16 protein-coding genes and 2 rRNA genes are annotated in these 17,885 nt (G+C 43.1%); 10 read left to right on the top strand and 8 right to left on the bottom strand.

Features of this window, described 5'->3' with window-relative positions; translation table 11 throughout:
- Positions 1-293 precede the first annotated feature (293 nt).
- The 4 genes from F993_RS03975 (at position 294) to cysK (ending at position 5,474) form a co-directional block, all read left to right on the top strand.
- Positions 294-3,185 (top strand): 23S ribosomal RNA (locus tag F993_RS03975).
- A 159-nt stretch (positions 3,186-3,344) separates the two neighbouring features.
- A 5S ribosomal RNA gene (rrf, locus tag F993_RS03980) occupies positions 3,345-3,459 on the top strand.
- Between the two features lie 163 nt (positions 3,460-3,622).
- Positions 3,623-4,345, top strand: coding sequence for an AAA family ATPase (locus tag F993_RS03985; protein ID WP_004656452.1), 723 nt, complete (start codon positions 3,623-3,625; stop codon positions 4,343-4,345).
- A gap of 127 nt (positions 4,346-4,472) precedes the next feature.
- Positions 4,473-5,474 carry a cysteine synthase A gene (gene cysK, locus F993_RS03990; RefSeq protein WP_004656450.1) on the top strand — a complete coding sequence of 334 codons (1,002 nt, stop codon included), beginning with the start codon at positions 4,473-4,475 and terminating at the stop codon, positions 5,472-5,474.
- 56 nt (positions 5,475-5,530) lie between these two features.
- On the opposite strand, the gene F993_RS03995 is transcribed toward cysK, so the two are convergent.
- From F993_RS03995 to F993_RS04015, 5 genes are all read right to left on the bottom strand, one after another.
- The gene (locus F993_RS03995; protein WP_004656449.1) at positions 5,531-6,073 is read right to left on the bottom strand and encodes a lytic transglycosylase domain-containing protein; all 543 of its coding nucleotides are present in this window, start codon (positions 6,071-6,073) and stop codon (positions 5,531-5,533) included.
- A 338-nt stretch (positions 6,074-6,411) separates the two neighbouring features.
- Positions 6,412-6,975 (bottom strand): lytic transglycosylase domain-containing protein, encoded by a 564-nt coding sequence (locus F993_RS04000; RefSeq protein WP_004656447.1) that lies wholly within the window; start codon positions 6,973-6,975, stop codon positions 6,412-6,414.
- A gap of 315 nt (positions 6,976-7,290) precedes the next feature.
- Complete coding sequence (locus F993_RS04005; RefSeq protein ID WP_004656444.1) at positions 7,291-7,509, bottom strand: DUF2798 domain-containing protein; 219 nt, start codon at positions 7,507-7,509, stop codon at positions 7,291-7,293.
- Positions 7,506-8,081, bottom strand: coding sequence for a flavodoxin family protein (locus F993_RS04010; RefSeq protein ID WP_004656443.1), 576 nt, complete (start codon positions 8,079-8,081; stop codon positions 7,506-7,508). Before F993_RS04010 ends, F993_RS04005 begins: the two co-directional genes overlap by 4 nt.
- Positions 8,082-8,092: 11 nt before the next feature.
- Positions 8,093-8,584, bottom strand: a complete 492-nt coding sequence (locus F993_RS04015; protein ID WP_004656441.1) for a DUF2938 family protein — start codon at positions 8,582-8,584, stop codon at positions 8,093-8,095.
- An 82-nt stretch (positions 8,585-8,666) separates the two neighbouring features.
- Between F993_RS04015 and F993_RS04020 the strand changes: the two genes are divergently transcribed.
- From F993_RS04020 to F993_RS04045, 6 genes are all read left to right on the top strand, one after another.
- Positions 8,667-9,074 carry a helix-turn-helix domain-containing protein gene (locus tag F993_RS04020; protein ID WP_004656440.1) on the top strand — a complete coding sequence of 136 codons (408 nt, stop codon included), beginning with the start codon at positions 8,667-8,669 and terminating at the stop codon, positions 9,072-9,074.
- A gap of 150 nt (positions 9,075-9,224) precedes the next feature.
- On the top strand, positions 9,225-10,481 hold the full coding sequence (locus F993_RS04025; RefSeq protein WP_171066014.1) for an esterase-like activity of phytase family protein: 1,257 nt from the start codon (positions 9,225-9,227) through the stop codon (positions 10,479-10,481).
- A 78-nt stretch (positions 10,482-10,559) separates the two neighbouring features.
- Positions 10,560-11,783, top strand: a complete 1,224-nt coding sequence (locus tag F993_RS04030) for an MFS transporter (protein WP_004656436.1) — start codon at positions 10,560-10,562, stop codon at positions 11,781-11,783.
- A gap of 84 nt (positions 11,784-11,867) precedes the next feature.
- Positions 11,868-12,377 carry a hypothetical protein gene (locus F993_RS04035; RefSeq protein WP_004656434.1) on the top strand — a complete coding sequence of 170 codons (510 nt, stop codon included), beginning with the start codon at positions 11,868-11,870 and terminating at the stop codon, positions 12,375-12,377.
- 192 nt (positions 12,378-12,569) lie between these two features.
- Positions 12,570-14,951: a YgiQ family radical SAM protein gene (locus tag F993_RS04040; protein ID WP_004656431.1), complete on the top strand. Its 2,382-nt coding sequence runs from the start codon at positions 12,570-12,572 to the stop codon at positions 14,949-14,951.
- A gap of 301 nt (positions 14,952-15,252) precedes the next feature.
- Positions 15,253-15,792, top strand: coding sequence for a DUF2726 domain-containing protein (locus F993_RS04045; RefSeq protein ID WP_004656429.1), 540 nt, complete (start codon positions 15,253-15,255; stop codon positions 15,790-15,792).
- Here the strand turns inward: F993_RS04045 and F993_RS04050 are convergent.
- The 3 genes from F993_RS04050 to creD form a co-directional block, all read right to left on the bottom strand.
- Positions 15,789-16,142 carry a RidA family protein gene (locus F993_RS04050; RefSeq protein ID WP_004656427.1) on the bottom strand — a complete coding sequence of 118 codons (354 nt, stop codon included), beginning with the start codon at positions 16,140-16,142 and terminating at the stop codon, positions 15,789-15,791. The two genes, F993_RS04045 and F993_RS04050, sit on opposite strands and share 4 nt — an antisense overlap.
- A gap of 75 nt (positions 16,143-16,217) precedes the next feature.
- A complete protein-coding gene (locus F993_RS04055) occupies positions 16,218-16,421 on the bottom strand; it encodes a hypothetical protein (RefSeq protein ID WP_004656424.1) in 204 nt (67 codons plus the stop codon).
- Between the two features lie 62 nt (positions 16,422-16,483).
- Positions 16,484-17,872, bottom strand: a complete 1,389-nt coding sequence (creD, locus tag F993_RS04060) for a cell envelope integrity protein CreD (protein WP_004656422.1) — start codon at positions 17,870-17,872, stop codon at positions 16,484-16,486.
- Positions 17,873-17,885: the final 13 nt, after the last annotated feature.

Here is a 17,885-nt window from a genome sequence, read left to right as displayed (position 1 = left end):
GTGATTTATCACAGTTTACTACGCACCGACGAGGTGGTAGTTAATCATTAACAGATTAGTAGAATTGAGTCTGAAATAAATTGTTCACTCATTCTTTGATTTAAACATTTCGATGTTTAAGTTGAATGAAATGAGAACTAGCAAAAACACTGAATCAAGCGTTTTGGTATATGAATTTAGATTGAAGCTGTACGGTGATTAAGTTCACGAAACAACAAGCTGTATGAATTAATGTTTACATTGATTCTGTTGCTACACCCACTTGTAGGTGTAACGACTGTTTGGGGTTGTATAGTCAAGTAATTAAGTGCATGTGGTGGATGCCTTGGCAGTCAGAGGCGATGAAAGACGTGATAGCCTGCGAAAAGCTCCGGGGAGGCGGCAAATATCCTTTGATCCGGAGATTTCTGAATGGGGGAACCCACCCGCTATAAGGCGGGTATCATAAGCTGAATACATAGGCTTATGAAGCGAACGAGGGGAAGTGAAACATCTCAGTACCCTTAGGAAAAGAAATCAATTGAGATTCCCTTAGTAGCGGCGAGCGAACGGGGATCAGCCCATTAAGTTATGTGTGTTCTAGTGGAACGCTCTGGGAAGTGCGAACGTAGAGGGTGATATTCCCGTACACGAAAGGGCACACATAATGATGACGAGTAGGGCGAGGCACGTGAAACCTTGTCTGAATATGGGGGGACCATCCTCCAAGGCTAAATACTCCTGACTGACCGATAGTGAACCAGTACCGTGAGGGAAAGGCGAAAAGAACCCCTGTGAGGGGAGTGAAATAGATCCTGAAACCGCATGCATACAAGCAGTGGGAGCCGACTTGTTCGGTGACTGCGTACCTTTTGTATAATGGGTCAGCGACTTATATTCAGTAGCAAGGTTAACCGCATAGGGGAGCCGTAGAGAAATCGAGTCTTAATAGGGCGTTTAGTTGCTGGGTATAGACCCGAAACCAGGCGATCTATCCATGAGCAGGTTGAAGGTTGGGTAACACTAACTGGAGGACCGAACCCACTGTCGTTGAAAAGCCAGGGGATGACTTGTGGATAGGGGTGAAAGGCTAATCAAGCCTGGTGATAGCTGGTTCTCCCCGAAAGCTATTTAGGTAGCGCCTCGGACGAATACCATTGGGGGTAGAGCACTGTTTCGGCTAGGGGGTCATCCCGACTTACCAAACCGATGCAAACTCCGAATACCAATGAGTACTATCCGGGAGACAGACTGCGGGTGCTAACGTCCGTAGTCAAGAGGAAAACAATCCAGACCGCCAGCTAAGGCCCCAAAATCATAGTTAAGTGGGAAACGATGTGGGAAGGCATAGACAGCTAGGAGGTTGGCTTAGAAGCAGCCACCCTTTAAAGAAAGCGTAATAGCTCACTAGTCGAGTCGGCCTGCGCGGAAGATGTAACGGGGCTAAAACTATGTGCCGAAGCTGCGGATTTGACTTTAAGTCAAGTGGTAGGGGAGCGTTCTGTAAGCCGATGAAGGTGTATTGAGAAGTATGCTGGAGGTATCAGAAGTGCGAATGCTGACGTGAGTAACGACAAAACGGGTGAAAAACCCGTTCGCTGAAAGACCAAGGGTTCCAGTCCAACGTTAATCGGGGCTGGGTGAGTCGACCCCTAAGGCGAGGCCGAGAGGCGTAGTCGATGGGAAATTGGTTAATATTCCAATACTTCTGTGTAATGCGATGAGAGGACGGAGAAGGTTAAGTCAGCCTGGCGTTGGTTGTCCAGGTGGAAGGTTGTAGGCATGTATCTTAGGCAAATCCGGGGTACTCTATGCTGAGAACTGATAGCAAGCTGTACTTGTACAGTGAAGTGGCTGATACCATGCTTCCAGGAAAAGTCTCTAAGCTTCAGTTACACAGGAATCGTACCCGAAACCGACACAGGTGGTCAGGTCGAGTAGACCAAAGCGCTTGAGAGAACTCTGCTGAAGGAACTAGGCAAAATGGTACCGTAACTTCGGGAGAAGGTACGCTGCTGACGGTGATGGGACTTGCTCCCTGAGCTATTGGCAGCCACAGAAACCAGGCCGCTGCAACTGTTTATTAAAAACATAGCACTCTGCAAACACGAAAGTGGACGTATAGGGTGTGATGCCTGCCCGGTGCTGGAAGGTTAATTGATGGGGTTAGCGTAAGCGAAGCTCTTGATCGAAGCCCCAGTAAACGGCGGCCGTAACTATAACGGTCCTAAGGTAGCGAAATTCCTTGTCGGGTAAGTTCCGACCTGCACGAATGGCATAATGATGGCGGCGCTGTCTCCAGCAGAGGCTCAGTGAAATCGAAATCGCTGTGAAGATGCAGTGTACCCGCGGCTAGACGGAAAGACCCCGTGAACCTTTACTGCAGCTTGACATTGAACTTTGACCTTACTTGTGTAGGATAGGTGGGAGGCTTTGAAGTACGAACGCTAGTTTGTATGGAGCCGTCCTTGAAATACCACCCTGGTAATGTTGAGGTTCTAACTCTGCCCCGTAATCCGGGGCGAGGACCATGTCTGGTGGGTAGTTTGACTGGGGCGGTCTCCTCCTAAAGAGTAACGGAGGAGTACGAAGGTGCGCTCAGCGTGGTCGGAAATCACGCGTAGAGTATAAAGGCAAAAGCGCGCTTAACTGCGAGACCCACAAGTCGAGCAGGTACGAAAGTAGGTCTTAGTGATCCGGTGGTTCTGTATGGAAGGGCCATCGCTCAACGGATAAAAGGTACTCTGGGGATAACAGGCTGATACCGCCCAAGAGTTCATATCGACGGCGGTGTTTGGCACCTCGATGTCGGCTCATCTCATCCTGGGGCTGAAGCAGGTCCCAAGGGTATGGCTGTTCGCCATTTAAAGAGGTACGCGAGCTGGGTTTAGAACGTCGTGAGACAGTTCGGTCCCTATCTACCGTGGGCGCTGGAAATTTGAGAGGATCTGCTCCTAGTACGAGAGGACCAGAGTGGACGAACCTCTGGTGTACCGGTTGTGACGCCAGTCGCATCGCCGGGTAGCTATGTTCGGAAGGGATAACCGCTGAAAGCATCTAAGCGGGAAGCCTACCTCAAGATAAGATTTCCCTAGGAATTTATTCCTCTAAAGAGCCGTTCGAGACTAGGACGTTGATAGGTTGGGTGTGGAAGCACGGTGACGTGTGAAGCTGACCAATACTAATTGCTCGTGAGGCTTGACTATACAACACCCAAACAGTTGTTGTATTCAAGATAAATTCAATACATAACTTGATTTAGTGTCAAAACTAGTTACAATACGACTCGATTAAACTAATCCGTTAATAACTCTTTCGGTACTAAGTGGCAAAAAACGTAAGACCACCCAAAACCAAAACAGTTTGCTGGCGACAATAGCAAGAGTGAACCACCTGATCCCTTCCCGAACTCAGAAGTGAAACCTCTTAGCGCTGATGGTAGTGTGGCACTTGCCATGTGAGAGTAAGTCATCGCCAGCTTTTAAATTAGAAACACCCCCAACCTAACCGTTGGGGGTGTTTTTTATTGGGTAAAATTTTTATAAATAAGAAAAGCGTCAAACCAAGACGTTAAGATCCGAATGAGTCTGTTATTGTTACTCAAAATCCAGCATGCTATAGAAAAGAGATTTTTAATGGCATTATGCAAGAAAGACCCTATATCAGATCTGTAAAGCTGAAATCACCAGAAAGTTTAGACTGGGCCAGTTATCCCTATGTTATTCCAGCAGTCAGTGATTTGGAAAATATTGAATTTCATCCTGACGTTACATTTTTTGTTGGGGAAAATGGTTCGGGAAAGTCCACGATTCTCGAAGCGTTGGCACTGGCATTAGGTTTTTCGGAAGAAGGAGGGACACGCAATGTTCAACTGAATACGGCGGCCACCAGCTCGGTTTTGTATCAATCCCTACGCACAATAAAAAGTTATAAAAAGCCTCAGGATTATTATTTTTTGCGCGCTGAAAGTTTTTATAACGTGGCGACTTATATGAAAGAACTGGATTATCTGACAGGTTACGGTGGAGACATACACGCACGCTCTCATGGAGAGGGGTTTTTAAAGTTATTAACCATGAAGTTAAAAGGACAAGGCTTATATCTTTTGGATGAACCGGAAGCTGCTTTATCTCCAACCATGCTGATGACCACGTTATCGGTGTTAGATCGTTTATGTCAGGCACAATCCCAATTTATTATTGCAACCCATTCACCTATTCTTCTGGCGTTTCCAAATGCAAAAATTTACCAGTTTTCGGAATCAGGTATCAAACAAGTAAGCTATGAAGAAACGGAACATTTTCGGGTAACAAAGGATTTTCTCAATAATTATCAAAAGAGAATAACGCAAATTTTGGAGCAGTAGTTAAGATTTTCCTATTTAACTTTTTGAAAAATATTTCTTTTTTATAATTTATATGTTTTCTACTTTCCTCCTTAGCTGATAAGCCTATAATGACTGAGAATCATTCCAAATCTAATAAGGAAATAACATGTCAACCGATCAGCAATTTCCAACACCTGCCAACCTCGGTATCGCAGTCTATTCAAATAATGCCGAAGCGATTGGTAACACGCCTTTAGTTCGGATCAATCGTCTCATCAAAACAGGTGCAACGGTACTGGCAAAAGTAGAAAGCCGTAATCCAGCATTCTCAGTGAAATGCCGTATTGGTGCAGCGTTGATTGCAGATGCGGAAAAACGTGGTGTACTTAAAACAGGTATGCAGATTGTTGAGCCAACCAGTGGCAATACAGGCATCGCTTTGGCATTCGTTGCGGCAGCAAAAGGTTATCCAATTACCTTAACCATGCCTGCAAGTATGAGCTTAGAGCGTAGAAAAGTACTGAAAGCTTTAGGTGCGGATCTGGTTCTGACTGATCCAGCTAAAGGCATGAAAGGTGCGGTAGATGAAGCAGTTCGTTTGGCCACTGAAAATCCAGAACAATACTTCTTACCACAACAATTTGAGAATCCAGCTAATCCACAAATTCATACAGACACCACTGGCCCTGAAATTTGGCAGGCAACCAATGGTCAAGTGGATATCTTAGTTGCTGGTGTAGGAACTGGTGGTACTATTACGGGTATTTCACGTTATTTTGAGCAAGTTCAAAATAAACCATTGTATTCAGTTGCAGTTGAACCTGCTGAATCACCAATCATCACGCAAACCAAACGTGGTGAAAGCATCACACCAGCACCACATAAAATTCAGGGGATTGGTGCGAACTTTATTCCTAAAAACTTAGATCTAGACTTGGTTGATGAAGTTTTACCCGTGAATAGCACAGATGCAATTGAGTGGGCAAGAAAGTGTGCAACCCAAGAAGGCATTTTAGTCGGTATTTCAAGTGGTGCAGCATTAGCGGCAGCAGCGCAAATTGCTGAACGTCCTGAAAATGCAGGCAAAACCATTGTGGTAATCTTACCGGATAGCGGTGAGCGTTATTTATCTTCAGTCTTATTTGAAGGTTTGTTTGACGAAGCGTAATTTCGTGATTCAGCCAATAAAAAAACCATGCTTGAGGCATGGTTTTTTTATTGATTTTAAAGTGCTTTCTTTAAGGTTTTTTCGTGGCGTTTGACCGAGCGAGCATATTTCTTGGCTTTATGCCGTGTCCAGAAACTGCGTTCGTAGCCTGTTGGTCCAACATTGTAATAAGCTACCGCTTTAGACCAACTGCCAGCAGATCGATAGTAGGTCGAGAGCACATGCGCACCACAGTTAATATTGACATTCTCATCATAGAGATTGCCCGGACAAGCCTGACGCCAATGGCTGGAAATAATCTGGGTTAAACCGATTGCACCCGTTGGCGAACGGGCTGAACTGTTGTAATTAGACTCTTGCCGGATCAGGGCAGCAAGTAAAGTCGGAGATACATCATAACGTTCAGCACTTTGAATGATCATCGGCGATAAGCGATTGGCCGTAGACGGAGAAACCGAATACGCATTTTGCAAACCTGAGGAAAGCTGATTCGAGCGATTGGCAAAGGACCCGCTTAAACTGCTACATGCAGATAAACTGATTGCAAGCACAACAAGGCTGATCTTTAAAATGATTGCGGCAAACGGTTTAAAAGCCATATGTTGATCAGAAGAAGTTGATGTGATGTGCAAAACCAGAACCCGATACCAAACAGAAGTATAAGGATGGTATGCACTCAGTTTAGGTGAGTCAATAGTAGTTATTTTACGGTAATGATTGGACTTGAGTGAGTCATAAAAAAGCCCCGACATCCTGTCGAGGCTTTCTCATATTTGGTTTCTTGCCGCCAACTCCTGTCAACAACCACATCCTGTGTTTCTTGTTATTGTGAATGAGACATCCTGTCTCTCTGTAATGAATAGATTAAGGCAATTCTGTTATTCGGTATATTCGGCAATCACCGCAGTTGTTGTAGGTTTTTGCTTACGATAGGACTTTATAGCGCTTCTTTTAAGCTTTGTTCATGGCGTTTGACCGAGCTGGCATAACGTTCAGCTTGCTGACGCATATAGGGACTTCTTCTGTAACCTGTGGGGCCAACATTGTAATAGCCGAGGGCTTTGGACCAATCACCTGTGGATTGATAGTAGTTTGCCAGAATATAGGCACCACAATTGATGTTGACGTGTTCATCATATAAATCACCAGGGCAGTACTGTTGCCAGAATTTTGGGCGTACTTGGGTTAAACCGACGGCATCTGCTGAAGAGCGTGCGCGAGTTCTATAGCTAGATTCTTGACGGATCAGTGCAGCCAATAAATGGGGTGAAATATTATGACGCTCGGCTGTTTGCAGAATGATGGGAGCAACACGATTCGCAGTCGTTGGCGAAACTGAAAAAGCACTTTGAATGCCTGAGGCAAGTTTTTGCGAGTGGTTAATACTCGGTCCTTTAGTGCTGGTACAAGCAACAGTGAGGTACGTACTGAAAAGAATGATCGTTAATTTGGCAAAAGAGATTTGGAAGCGGGAAAAAGAAAATTTTTTGTGAATTATCATCGTGGAAAAATTTGACCGTCATTTATAAAACATGCGGATGGTAGGGAGCAAGTCGATGACAGTCAATGCAATCTATAGAGGTAAATCGTTTAGTTTTAGATATTAAGCTGAATAAAAAAGCCCCGACATCCTGTCGAGGCTTTCTCATATTTGGTTTCTTGCCGCCAACTCCTGTCAACGACCACATCCTGTGTTTCTTGTTGTTCTGAATGAGACATCCTGTCTCTCTATGCTTGATATATTAGCGAATTGATCTCATCAGGGATATTCGCCAATCACCACAGTCACTGTAGGCTTTTACTTACAAAGTGCAAATTAGCGTTTCTTTAGAATCCAGCCGACCAACCTTTGTGCAATTGGCGCGCAGACCAATACGCTAGGAAAGGCAAACATCCACGCCACGATCCATGCAGACATCCACATGGCAAAGAAATGATCAATAAAACCGACTGCCTTTAATGTGGTGATGCCCGAGATTAGAAAAGACATCATGCAGGATAAAATCAATGGAAATAAAAGACTTGCTGCTTTCACGTATTCATCACTCCTTGATATGCACTTAAGCTCAATGCAAAATTTTGTCCAAATAACTGAGCGGTTTTGATATCACCAAAATCAAAAGCATTTGCCGCACTGGCATGTTCAGCTTGTGCCATAAGGCCAGACCATGACCCGAGACGATTGGCGGCATGCGTATACGAAACACCTTCATGTTGCTCAGGTAAAATAGGATTGCCCACCCATATCATACCGTGTTGCATTGCAAAGGTGAAAAGTGAAATCAGGGTAGATTGCTTATCGCCTGCGGGTAGTGAGGAAACGGTAAATCCAGCGGCTAACTTTCCTCTAAATGCTTGTGTCTTCCATAATGGGCCAGTGGCGTCCATCAACTGTTTCAATGTACCTGACACACCACCCAAATAGGTCGGTGAACCCCAAATCAGTCCATCATAGTGACAGAGTAATTCAGGTTGCGACATTAACTGCTCAGCGGTGAATAAATCAATTTTAATCTGTCCAACTTGTGCGGCACCGAGTTGAATCTGTTGGGCAATAAATTGGGTATGCCCCTGGCGACTATGATAAACAATGGCAAGGGATTTCATGCTTGGACTCCTCAGTGAAACAGTGCAAGCAATTGAGCGCTGAGATATAAACCGCAGCCGAAAATAGCGTGGTTAATCAGACTTCGTAGGCAGTTGTACAAAGGTTGTGCTGTTTTCGTTGAGGCAATACCTGCGCCCATGGCTGGTTGCATGATGAAAAAAGGAATGAGCACCGTAATCACCCCGAAAATAAAAGCAGCGCTGAATTGAGGGTGTCGTAACCATACATCTCCTACAATCAGGACAAAGCTGAAGGCAAAGAGGATGCCGACACTGTAATGTGCTAGCCAACCCAATACATATTCCTGTCGAATGGCAGGACTTTGTGCAATCGATGCATGGATGAACTTGCCCCGAAACATCCAGCTCACCCAACGACCCAGTAAGGCAAAATTTAAGCTTGGGAGGTTGAGTCTTTTTAACAGCAATAGCCACATATCCATCATCATTGTGGCCCCTACACCTAAGCAGAGGATTTGAAATAACAGTTCCGCAGTTTTCATTTTTTTCACCTTGATCTTTTTTGCATAAAACGCGATAAAGAGAGTATGCAAGTTCAAGTCAACTTGAAGTCAAGGGGGATTTATGGATATTGGTGATGTGGCTAAACGGGCCAATGTGAGTACCTCAACCTTACGCTTTTATGAAGAAAAAGGCTTAATCAAATCAATAGGTCGTCATGGCTTACGTCGTCAATATGGCAAGCAGGTCTTGGATCAATTGGCATTGATTGCTTTGGGGCGGGCGGCAGGTTTTTCCCTCAATGAAATGGCGCATATGTTTGGGCAAAATGGTCAGCCTGAATTGGATCGAGCCATGCTCAATCAGAAAGCAGAACAACTAGAGCAGATGACCCGGCGTTTGCATTTTATCAGTCAAGGGCTGAGACATGCGGCGGTGTGCCCTGCAGAAAATCATATGCAATGTCCAACCTTTCAAAACTTTTTAAAAGCGGCGATTGCCGGTGAGTATCAGCCGACCAAATTTGAGTAAGATGGACTCGATGGCAGTGGGTCTGATTGCTAAGATAAAGTATTGTGTTACATTGTCATGTTTTCGCCATAAAGACTTCATTTTATTGCAGTAAAAGCGTCATAAAAACTTGTTTTAATTTGCCTAATTTTTTACCAAATGTATAAAACCATGAACAAGAAAACTTTATTGGCCTTATTCTGCTGTAGCACTTTGGGTTTAACGGCCTGTAATAATGATGACAATAATCAAGATCAGAATACATCGACAGACAAAGTCACAGAACCCACGCTGATCTCATTCGCCAAGCTTCCTGTCGCAACCTATGCCGCTGGACCAGATTCAGGTAAAGCGGTGAGTGGGGCCAATGGTATCTATCCACCTTTTAAAGGACAACCCGTACAGGGCTTTTCTGCTGCCTTAAAAAATGAGGATGGCAGTTATATGGCCATGGCCGATAATGGTTTTGGCACGCAGGAGAATTCAGCAGATTTTTTATTACGTATTTATAAAATCAAAGCCGACTTTAAAACCAAGAGCAAAGGTTCGGGGCAGGTCTCTGTACAAAGCTTTATTCAATTACGTGATCCGAATAAACGAATTCCTTTTGAGATTGTGAATGGCAGTACGGCAGAACGTTTATTGACAGGGGCAGACTTTGACCCTGAATCAATGCAACGTGCGCCAGATGGTACCTATTGGATTGGTGATGAATTTGGCCCATTCTTACTACATTTTTCAGCAGATGGGGTGTTACTCGATGCACCAATTGCTTTGCCTAATCCATTTAATCCGAGTCAAGAATTGCGCTCACCGCAAAACCAGCTGAATAAAGCCAATATCAATTATGTTGAGCCATTGGTGGGGCGCAGTAGTGGTTTTGAAGGCATGGCGATTTCACCAGATGGAAAATACCTGTATCCGCTACTGGAAAAACCATTGCTGAATGACTCGACAGGTAGACTGCTGATCTCTCAATTTGATCTGCAGAAGAAAGCCTATACGGGTGTTTATTATTGGTTCGTACTGGACAGTAAAGCCACCAATATTGGTGACTTCCAGCTATTTAATGACAAAGAGGGCATCATTATTGAACGCGATGTGAGTCAAAATAATCTCGGTGGACATAAGAAACTGATTCGGATCAAATTCAATGAACCGAAGCAGGTGGTGGCACGCGAAGACTTGGTCGATTTAATGACGATTGCCAACCCTAATGGGTTGTATGGCACAGCACGTGAAGGAGATATTGGTATAGGCAAGGTGTTTGCCTTCCCATTTGAAACCATTGAAGATGTGATTATTGAAAATGACACGACTTTGACGGTATTGAATGACAATAATTTCCCAGGTTCATCGGGTAGAAATGCCAAACTTGCCGATGATAATGAGATCATTCAGATCCGTTTGCCTAAAGCATTATTTTAAACATTTGATAAAAATGGCCGAAATGATCATTCCGCATTTCGGTCGAAGGCGTATACTGATCGGGCATAAGGAGTCCTCATGTCTGAATCAGTGCTACGCCCAACCCATATCGAGTATGGTTCAAAATCGTTTACGGCGATTTTATGGTCATTGTTCTTTGCTGGTTTTGCATCGTTTTCCTCGTTGTATTGTGTACAGCCAATGATGCCGATTTTTGCAGAATTCTTTCATGTCACTCCGACCCACAGTAGTTTTCCACTGTCTTTTTCCACCATTGCATTGGCCATCGGTCTGCTGTTCACGGGCTTTATTTCTGATCGTTTTGGGCGTAAGCCAATTATGGTATTTGCCTTATTCTTGGTCTCGATTTTATTGTTGATTAGTGCTTCTTTTCCAATCTGGGAAATCTTTCTAAGTACCCGTGTTTTGATTGGTCTGGCGGTCAGTGGGGTTGCCGCTGTGGCAATGACTTATATCGGAGAGGAGATTGCGCAGCAGGATATCGGTTTTGCCATGGGGCTGTATATCTCAGGTACAGCGATTGGCGGTATGGGTGGACGTCTGATTGCAGGGGTGTTGGTCGATTTTATTTCTTGGCAATCGGCAACCTATATTATTGGTTTTCTGAATTTTGTGATTGCCTGCTTATTCTATCTGTTATTACCCAAATCACAGCATTTCAAACCATTTCCATTCCGATTTTCACGTTTTAAAGCCGCGTTTGAGCAAAATTTAAAAGATCCTAAACTACGCATTTTATTTGCCCAAGGTTTTATTCTGATGGGCTGTCTGGTTACGGTCTTTAACTATATCAGTTATCACTTATTAGAAGCCCCGTTTCATCTATCGCAAACATGGATTGGTCTGATTTCGATTGCCTATCTGGCAGGAATTTATAGCTCACCCAAAGCCGCACAATGGGGCTTTAAGTATGGACGCGATAAAGTACTCCCTGTGTTACTGGTGATGATGATTATCGGTCTATTGATTACCTTGATTCCATCGCTTTGGACCATCTTACTGGGTCTCATAATTTTCACATTTTCATTTTTTGCGGCACATTCGACGGCCAGCAGTTGGGTTTCTGTTCAAGCTGTTCAGTATCGAGCAGTCGCGTCTTCACTCTATTTATTCTGCTATTACATCGGCTCAAGTTTACTTGGCAGTAGTGGCGGGTTGGTCTGGGAGCGTTTTGGATGGGGTGGAATTAATTTGAGTGTCGCTGTGGTCTTAGTGATCGGTTTTGTGCTCGCGATACACTTAATGAAGAATGAAAATAAAACGACAAATAAAGTCGCATAAACTTGATAAAAGTTCTGAAGATTTAGTAACTTAAATAAGCATCTATTTGGGTGTAGAGATAATATTAAAATTGGGGAAAATAATATGGAATTACATAGTCGCGTTTATTATAAACATCCTGATTCAACAATCATGGGGCAATTAGAAGTTTTATTTACCACACATCATGGAGATGAAGAAAAGTTCATTCAGACAGCTTTACTAATTAATCCGCAAGCAGATGAGATTACTCAAGAGCTGGTTGATTTGATCGATTCGATTGAACATGATCTTACACCAGAGGCACTGCACTATGTTGATGGGTTTGCTGTGCTAGATTTTACCCATGGCTCAAATGGTGATGAAAACATTGAAAATATTTTATTATTCTTAAAAAGAGTATTACCTGATATTCATGCACAAGCTTGGGGCTGTGGTGATGATGATCCTTGGGAGTTTTGGTTCAAATTTAATGGCGATGAGCTTATCCGTGAAGATGATGAACCTTTTAATGATCCTGATGAAGATGAAGAAATTAAAGCTTCTATTTATATATGGTGGCATCAAAATTTACCTTCTGAAATTAAAGAAGGTTTCTTGAACGAAAAAGAATAATTATCATCATCTTATGACGCTGTTTCCTCAATAAGTTACAAATACTTTTTGGGGAAACACTATTGTTTGTTTTTTGAGCTATAAAAATGAATGAAATTCATGTTAAAATGATCGGCTTTCATTTTAGGGGTTAAAATACCAGCAACCCCGATAAATGTCTCTCCTTCATCTGCTAGCCGAGATTCGCAAGCTATGTCTACTGCCTATACCATGCAGACTGCGCCTAAAGCGTTGTTTGATTACGACAAATATTGGGCGTCGTGTTTTGAACCCGCACCATTTTTGCCGATGTCACGAGAAGAAATGGATCTACTCGGCTGGGATGCATGTGACTTTATTTTAGTTTGTGGCGATGCTTATATTGACCATCCATCTTTTGTATCAGGTGTGATTGGGCGTGTACTTGAAGCACAAGGCTTCCGTGTCGGAATCATTGCACAACCTGATTGGACCAATGTAGAGAGCTTTCGTGTTCTCGGTAAACCGACAATAGCATGGGGTGTGACCGCAGGGAATATGGATTCGATGATCAACCGTTATACGGCAGATCGTAAAATCCGTTCTGATGATGCCTATTCGCCAAATAATGAAGCAAATAAGCGTCCAGATCGTGCAGCAACAGTTTACTGTCAGCGTTGCCGTGAAGCCTTTCCTGACGTTCCAGTCTTACTTGGTGGTATTGAAGGCAGTTTACGTCGTATCGCACATTATGACTATTGGTCAGATAAAGTCCGCCGTTCTATTTTGATGGACTCTAAAGCTGATTTATTGATGTATGGCAATGGTGAGCGTGCCATTATCGATGTGATGCATCGTTTAGCCAAGGGTGAGAAAATCCACGAAATTACGGATGTTCGTGGTACTGCATTTATTATTAATAAGCACAATAAAGCATCGAAAGCGAAATTCGTTGAAATTGCCAGTAATGACATTGATACCATTGGACGTGTTGATCCAATTATCAACCCCTATGTCATGACTGAAGATATTGATGGCTGTGAAGTTGAAAAAGAAAAAGGCAACTCATTGGCTCAGTATCAAAACTTCCAAAAAGAAGTGGTTGCCAATCCAATCGTACGTGAGGGCGATCAGCTCGATCCAGATACCCAAATTGTGCAGTTAAAGCCTGCGCCATCAAAAGCGATTAAACATAAATTACCGCCACGTGAATTGGCAGTGATTCGTTTGCCTTCTTTTGAAGAAGTTGCGGATGATCAGGTACTTTATGCCCATGCCAACCGTATTTTGCATCTGGAAACCAATCCCGGTAATGCACGTGCTTTGGTACAGCGTCATGGTGAACGTGATGTTTGGATCAACCCGCCACCAATTCCTCTGACCACGGAGGAAATGGACTATGTATTTGATTTACCATATGCACGTTTACCGCATCCGTCATATGCGAATGCACGTTTCCCAGCCTTTGATATGATCAAATTCTCGGTCAATATCATGCGCGGTTGTTTTGGTGGTTGTACTTTCTGTTCGATCACTGAACATGAAGGCCGTATTATTCAAAACCGTTCTGAAGATTCAATTTTACGTGAAATTGAAAAAATCCGTGATACTGCACCTAATTTCACAGGCATTATTTCGGATTTAGGTGGACCAACGGCAAACATGTACCGTTTGCACTGTAACGATCCTGAAATTGAAAAGAATTGCCGTAAACCATCTTGTGTCTATCCAGGTGTGTGTCAAAACCTACATACCGATCATGCCCCCTTGGTTCAGCTTTATCGTAAAGCCCGTGAAATCAAAGGCGTGAAGAAAATTCTGATTGGTTCAGGTCTACGTTACGATCTTGCGGTCTTAAACCCTGAATATGTGAAAGAATTGGTTCAGCACCATGTTGGTGGTTATCTAAAAATTGCGCCTGAGCATACTGAAAATGGTCCATTATCCAAGATGATGAAACCAGGAATTGGGACGTATGATCGCTTTAAGCAAATGTTTGAGCGTTTCAGTAAGGAAGCAGGTAAGGAACAGTATTTAATTCCATACTTTATTGCTGCGCATCCAGGTACCACTGATTACGACATGATGAATTTGGCGATTTGGTTGAAGAAAAATGGTTTCCGTGCCGATCAGGTACAGACCTTCTATCCATCGCCAATGGCAACTGCAACCACAATGTATTATTCAGGCAAAAATCCATTGTCTAAAGTGGCACGTTATACTGAAAATGTCGATATCGTGAAAGGTGAAAAGCGTCGTCGTTTGCATAAGGCATTCTTACGCTATCATGATCCAAACAACTGGCCTTTATTGCGTGAAGCCTTGAAAGAGATGGGGCGTGTAGATTTAATTGGAAACTCAAAGCAGCATTTGATTCCAACTTATCAGCCACAAGGGACTGCTGAAGGTGAATATAAATCGGCACGTAAGAAGAATTCATCTGTGGCAGGGGATTCCGCAAAACGTGGTCAAGGACAGTCTCGTTCACAGTCAGGTCAACAGCGTCCGCAAAAAGGGCAGGTTTTGACCCAACACAATGGTTTACCCCCACGCGAAACCGGTGAGAAAAGACCGTTCTCAGGGAAAGCAAAACCAAAAGCCAAAGGACATCGTTAATTCGAGATCCATAAAAAGGCATGGGAAATCCCATGCTTTTTTATTTAAATGACGAGTGGTCACAAATTCACCGTAAAACTCGGGGGAGTAGAAACATAAACTGACAATAACGACTTGAATCTTGAATGACGAATGATTATAAATAAAGAGCAGAGGGTGGTTACGACTTTGGTCGTCTAGGAAAACACGATTAAAAAACTTAAGTTTGCACTGCAAAATGATTTTGCTATCACTGTTATTGATTAAAAAAATTGGCTTAAAGCCAAAATGATTATAAAAAATCTAAAGGGATTAGTTAGAAATGTATTATTTTATAACAATAGTTGGGTTGCTGTTAATCACAGCGCTTGCACTTCGCCGCCTACAACAAAATAGGCGTCAGGACAGTCCGTTAAAGCGTCGCGGTATCTTGAATATTGCAGAGCAAATTACCTTGATGCGTTTACAAGCCGTTTTACCACGTCATACCGTGTTGGCGCATGTGTCTTTTGATGCCTTGCTGACCACTAAATTTGCGCATACGCGTCTTAAGTATCAAGGTTTGGTTGCGGATTTTGTCGTTTTAGATCAACAACATCAAGTGCTTGCAGTGATTGAGATTGCAGACGAATCCTATGTCAATCGCTTACATCAAAAGCATTATCAAGACAGCTTACTCGAATTGGCAGGCTATCGTGTGCTACGTTATAGCAGCATTCCAACTGAACAAGAACTCCGAGAAGATTTAGTTCCAGATCTGTTTGAAGCTGCACCAGTAGCAGCTTCAGCAACGAGTTCAATGTCGATGCCTAAAGCAGATCGCATGATGAAATATAATGATTTCGCGGTAAAATCTTATTAAGGCAGAACCGCAGTTACGGTCATTTCAACCAGTACATCTGGTGTATAGAGCCTAGATTCGACACAGGTACGTGCTGGAGGATGGCCTTCAGCAATCCATGCATCCCAGACTGCATTCATGGCTGCATAATCTTTTTCAATGTCTTTTAAAAAGATAATGACTGATAAAATATGGGTTTTATCTGTGCCTGCTTCTGCCAATAGACGGTCAATATTGTCTAGTGTCTGCTGTGTCTGTGCTGTTACATCAACGCTGGTATCATCCGCCAATTGGCCTGCTAAATGAACGAGATTTCCCGCAATGGCAACTTCGCAATAACGTGATGTGACATGAAGGCGTTGCACAGACATAGTGATTCCCTAATCGAAAAAGTAGAGTCGCAATTGTACTTGATGCAATTCGACAGCAATGTAATTTTCTATAAATCAGGCTAAAAAAGTTTCTATTTCCATTAAGTTGCGCTGTTGGAAAAATAGAATGCAGCGTTGTTGTGGGCAGATAATGATATTTCCCAGATTTAAAAACTGAATTTTGGCCTGTCTTAATTGATTCAGACAGCTTGCAATCGAGCTATGTAAAGGGCATAGCTGTTTGAGTTGCTTTAACGCTAAATAAGTCGTTTGGTACATGGTTTTATTCCTCATCCATACAATCAAAAGGGGCGAATACATTGCTTCGCCCATATATGTGTTTATTGGCTTTGTGGTTCGGATTGATACCAATTGACATGACGGGTGATGAACATGACGCAGGCAATCAAGATGAAGGAAAGGATCGAACCGAATAAGAAGGTTTTACCGCTGGATTGCAGCAAGAGATACATCATGCCGTAGAGTACACCCAATAAAATCCCGAATAACAGCGCCGGTTTAATCCCTTTGACCACGAAGTATAAGTACCATGTAATCAGTCCAACGCAGGCACTGGCCGCAACCAGATAAGCCAACGCAAAAGCATAATATTCACTGATTGAAAGTAGCAGCACGAAGAACACACCTTGTGCCATCGCAACCAAGGCATATTGCACAGGATGGATTTTAAGTTGTTTTAAAACTTCAAACAGGAAGAAGCAACCAAAGGTAATGATGATCACCATCACGCCGTATTTAATGGCACGATCGGTTTGGGTATAGATATTGACAGGCTCTAGGAATTGAGCCGAAATGCCTGAAATATTGGAGGGAGTACGGCTATCATAAGCGGCTTCTGCGGGTGCATTTTGTGAGTTTAGGACCTGATAAAAGCACTGGCTATTTTCGCACAATGACACATTTTCTAAATTGCGTTTACCCAGTGCGATATTTTTCCAGTCCGCTTGGAATTGATGTTTTTCACTGGATTTTTTGAACGGAAGACTTTGCCTATCGTATTTTACATCGCCCCAGTTGCCTTTGGCCTGATAGGTCATTTCATAACTGGTGGGAATAAAACTGAATTCACTGAGTCCTTCAAGTTCAAATTCTAAGCCAAACTTAAACCCTTGCTGAAATTTTTGTACCAATTCAGGATATTGTTTTGCTGTCAGATGCATCAGATCAAAACCACGTTGCCCTTGGCTTTGCTCAGAAAAGTCGAACTTATAGGCCTTACCATCAATATTGAAGATCGGTTTGGCATTCAGCCCACGCGCATCTTGGATTGGGAAAATAATTTCAGCCTGTTCCCATCGATAATCACGTTTTGCTTCGTTATCGATGGCCTTGAATGTACCTTTGCCTGACATCGAGTTCTGATAGCTGATTGCTTTATAGTTATTGCGCTTATAAGTGCTGTCCGAAACCTTAAATTGTGCATTCCAGTCGGTCGTTTCAGCCCCGATAGCGACAAAGAGGGTTTGTATACAGGGATAACTCTTCTTCTGCTCATCGGTGCAGGTGGTTTGCACTTGGTAGGGCAGTTTTAAATAAGGTGCAACGATTTGTTGTGGACGAATTTGTTCGTTAGCGATGTCATGAATGACTTGTTGTTGATAGCTTTGGCGTTCTGAGACCAAGCTCGAAATAAAAAACAAACCAATATAAAAAATCAAAATCAGGAACAGAATGGCTCCGATTTTAAGATTGATAAAATTGCGACGCATATGAAATTCCATG

Source organism: Acinetobacter proteolyticus, from assembly GCF_000367945.1.
GTDB classification, from domain to species: Bacteria; Pseudomonadota; Gammaproteobacteria; order Pseudomonadales; family Moraxellaceae; genus Acinetobacter; species Acinetobacter proteolyticus.
The sequence above is the reverse complement of the archived record's forward strand: the minus strand, read 5'-3'. Positions and strand labels throughout refer to the sequence as shown.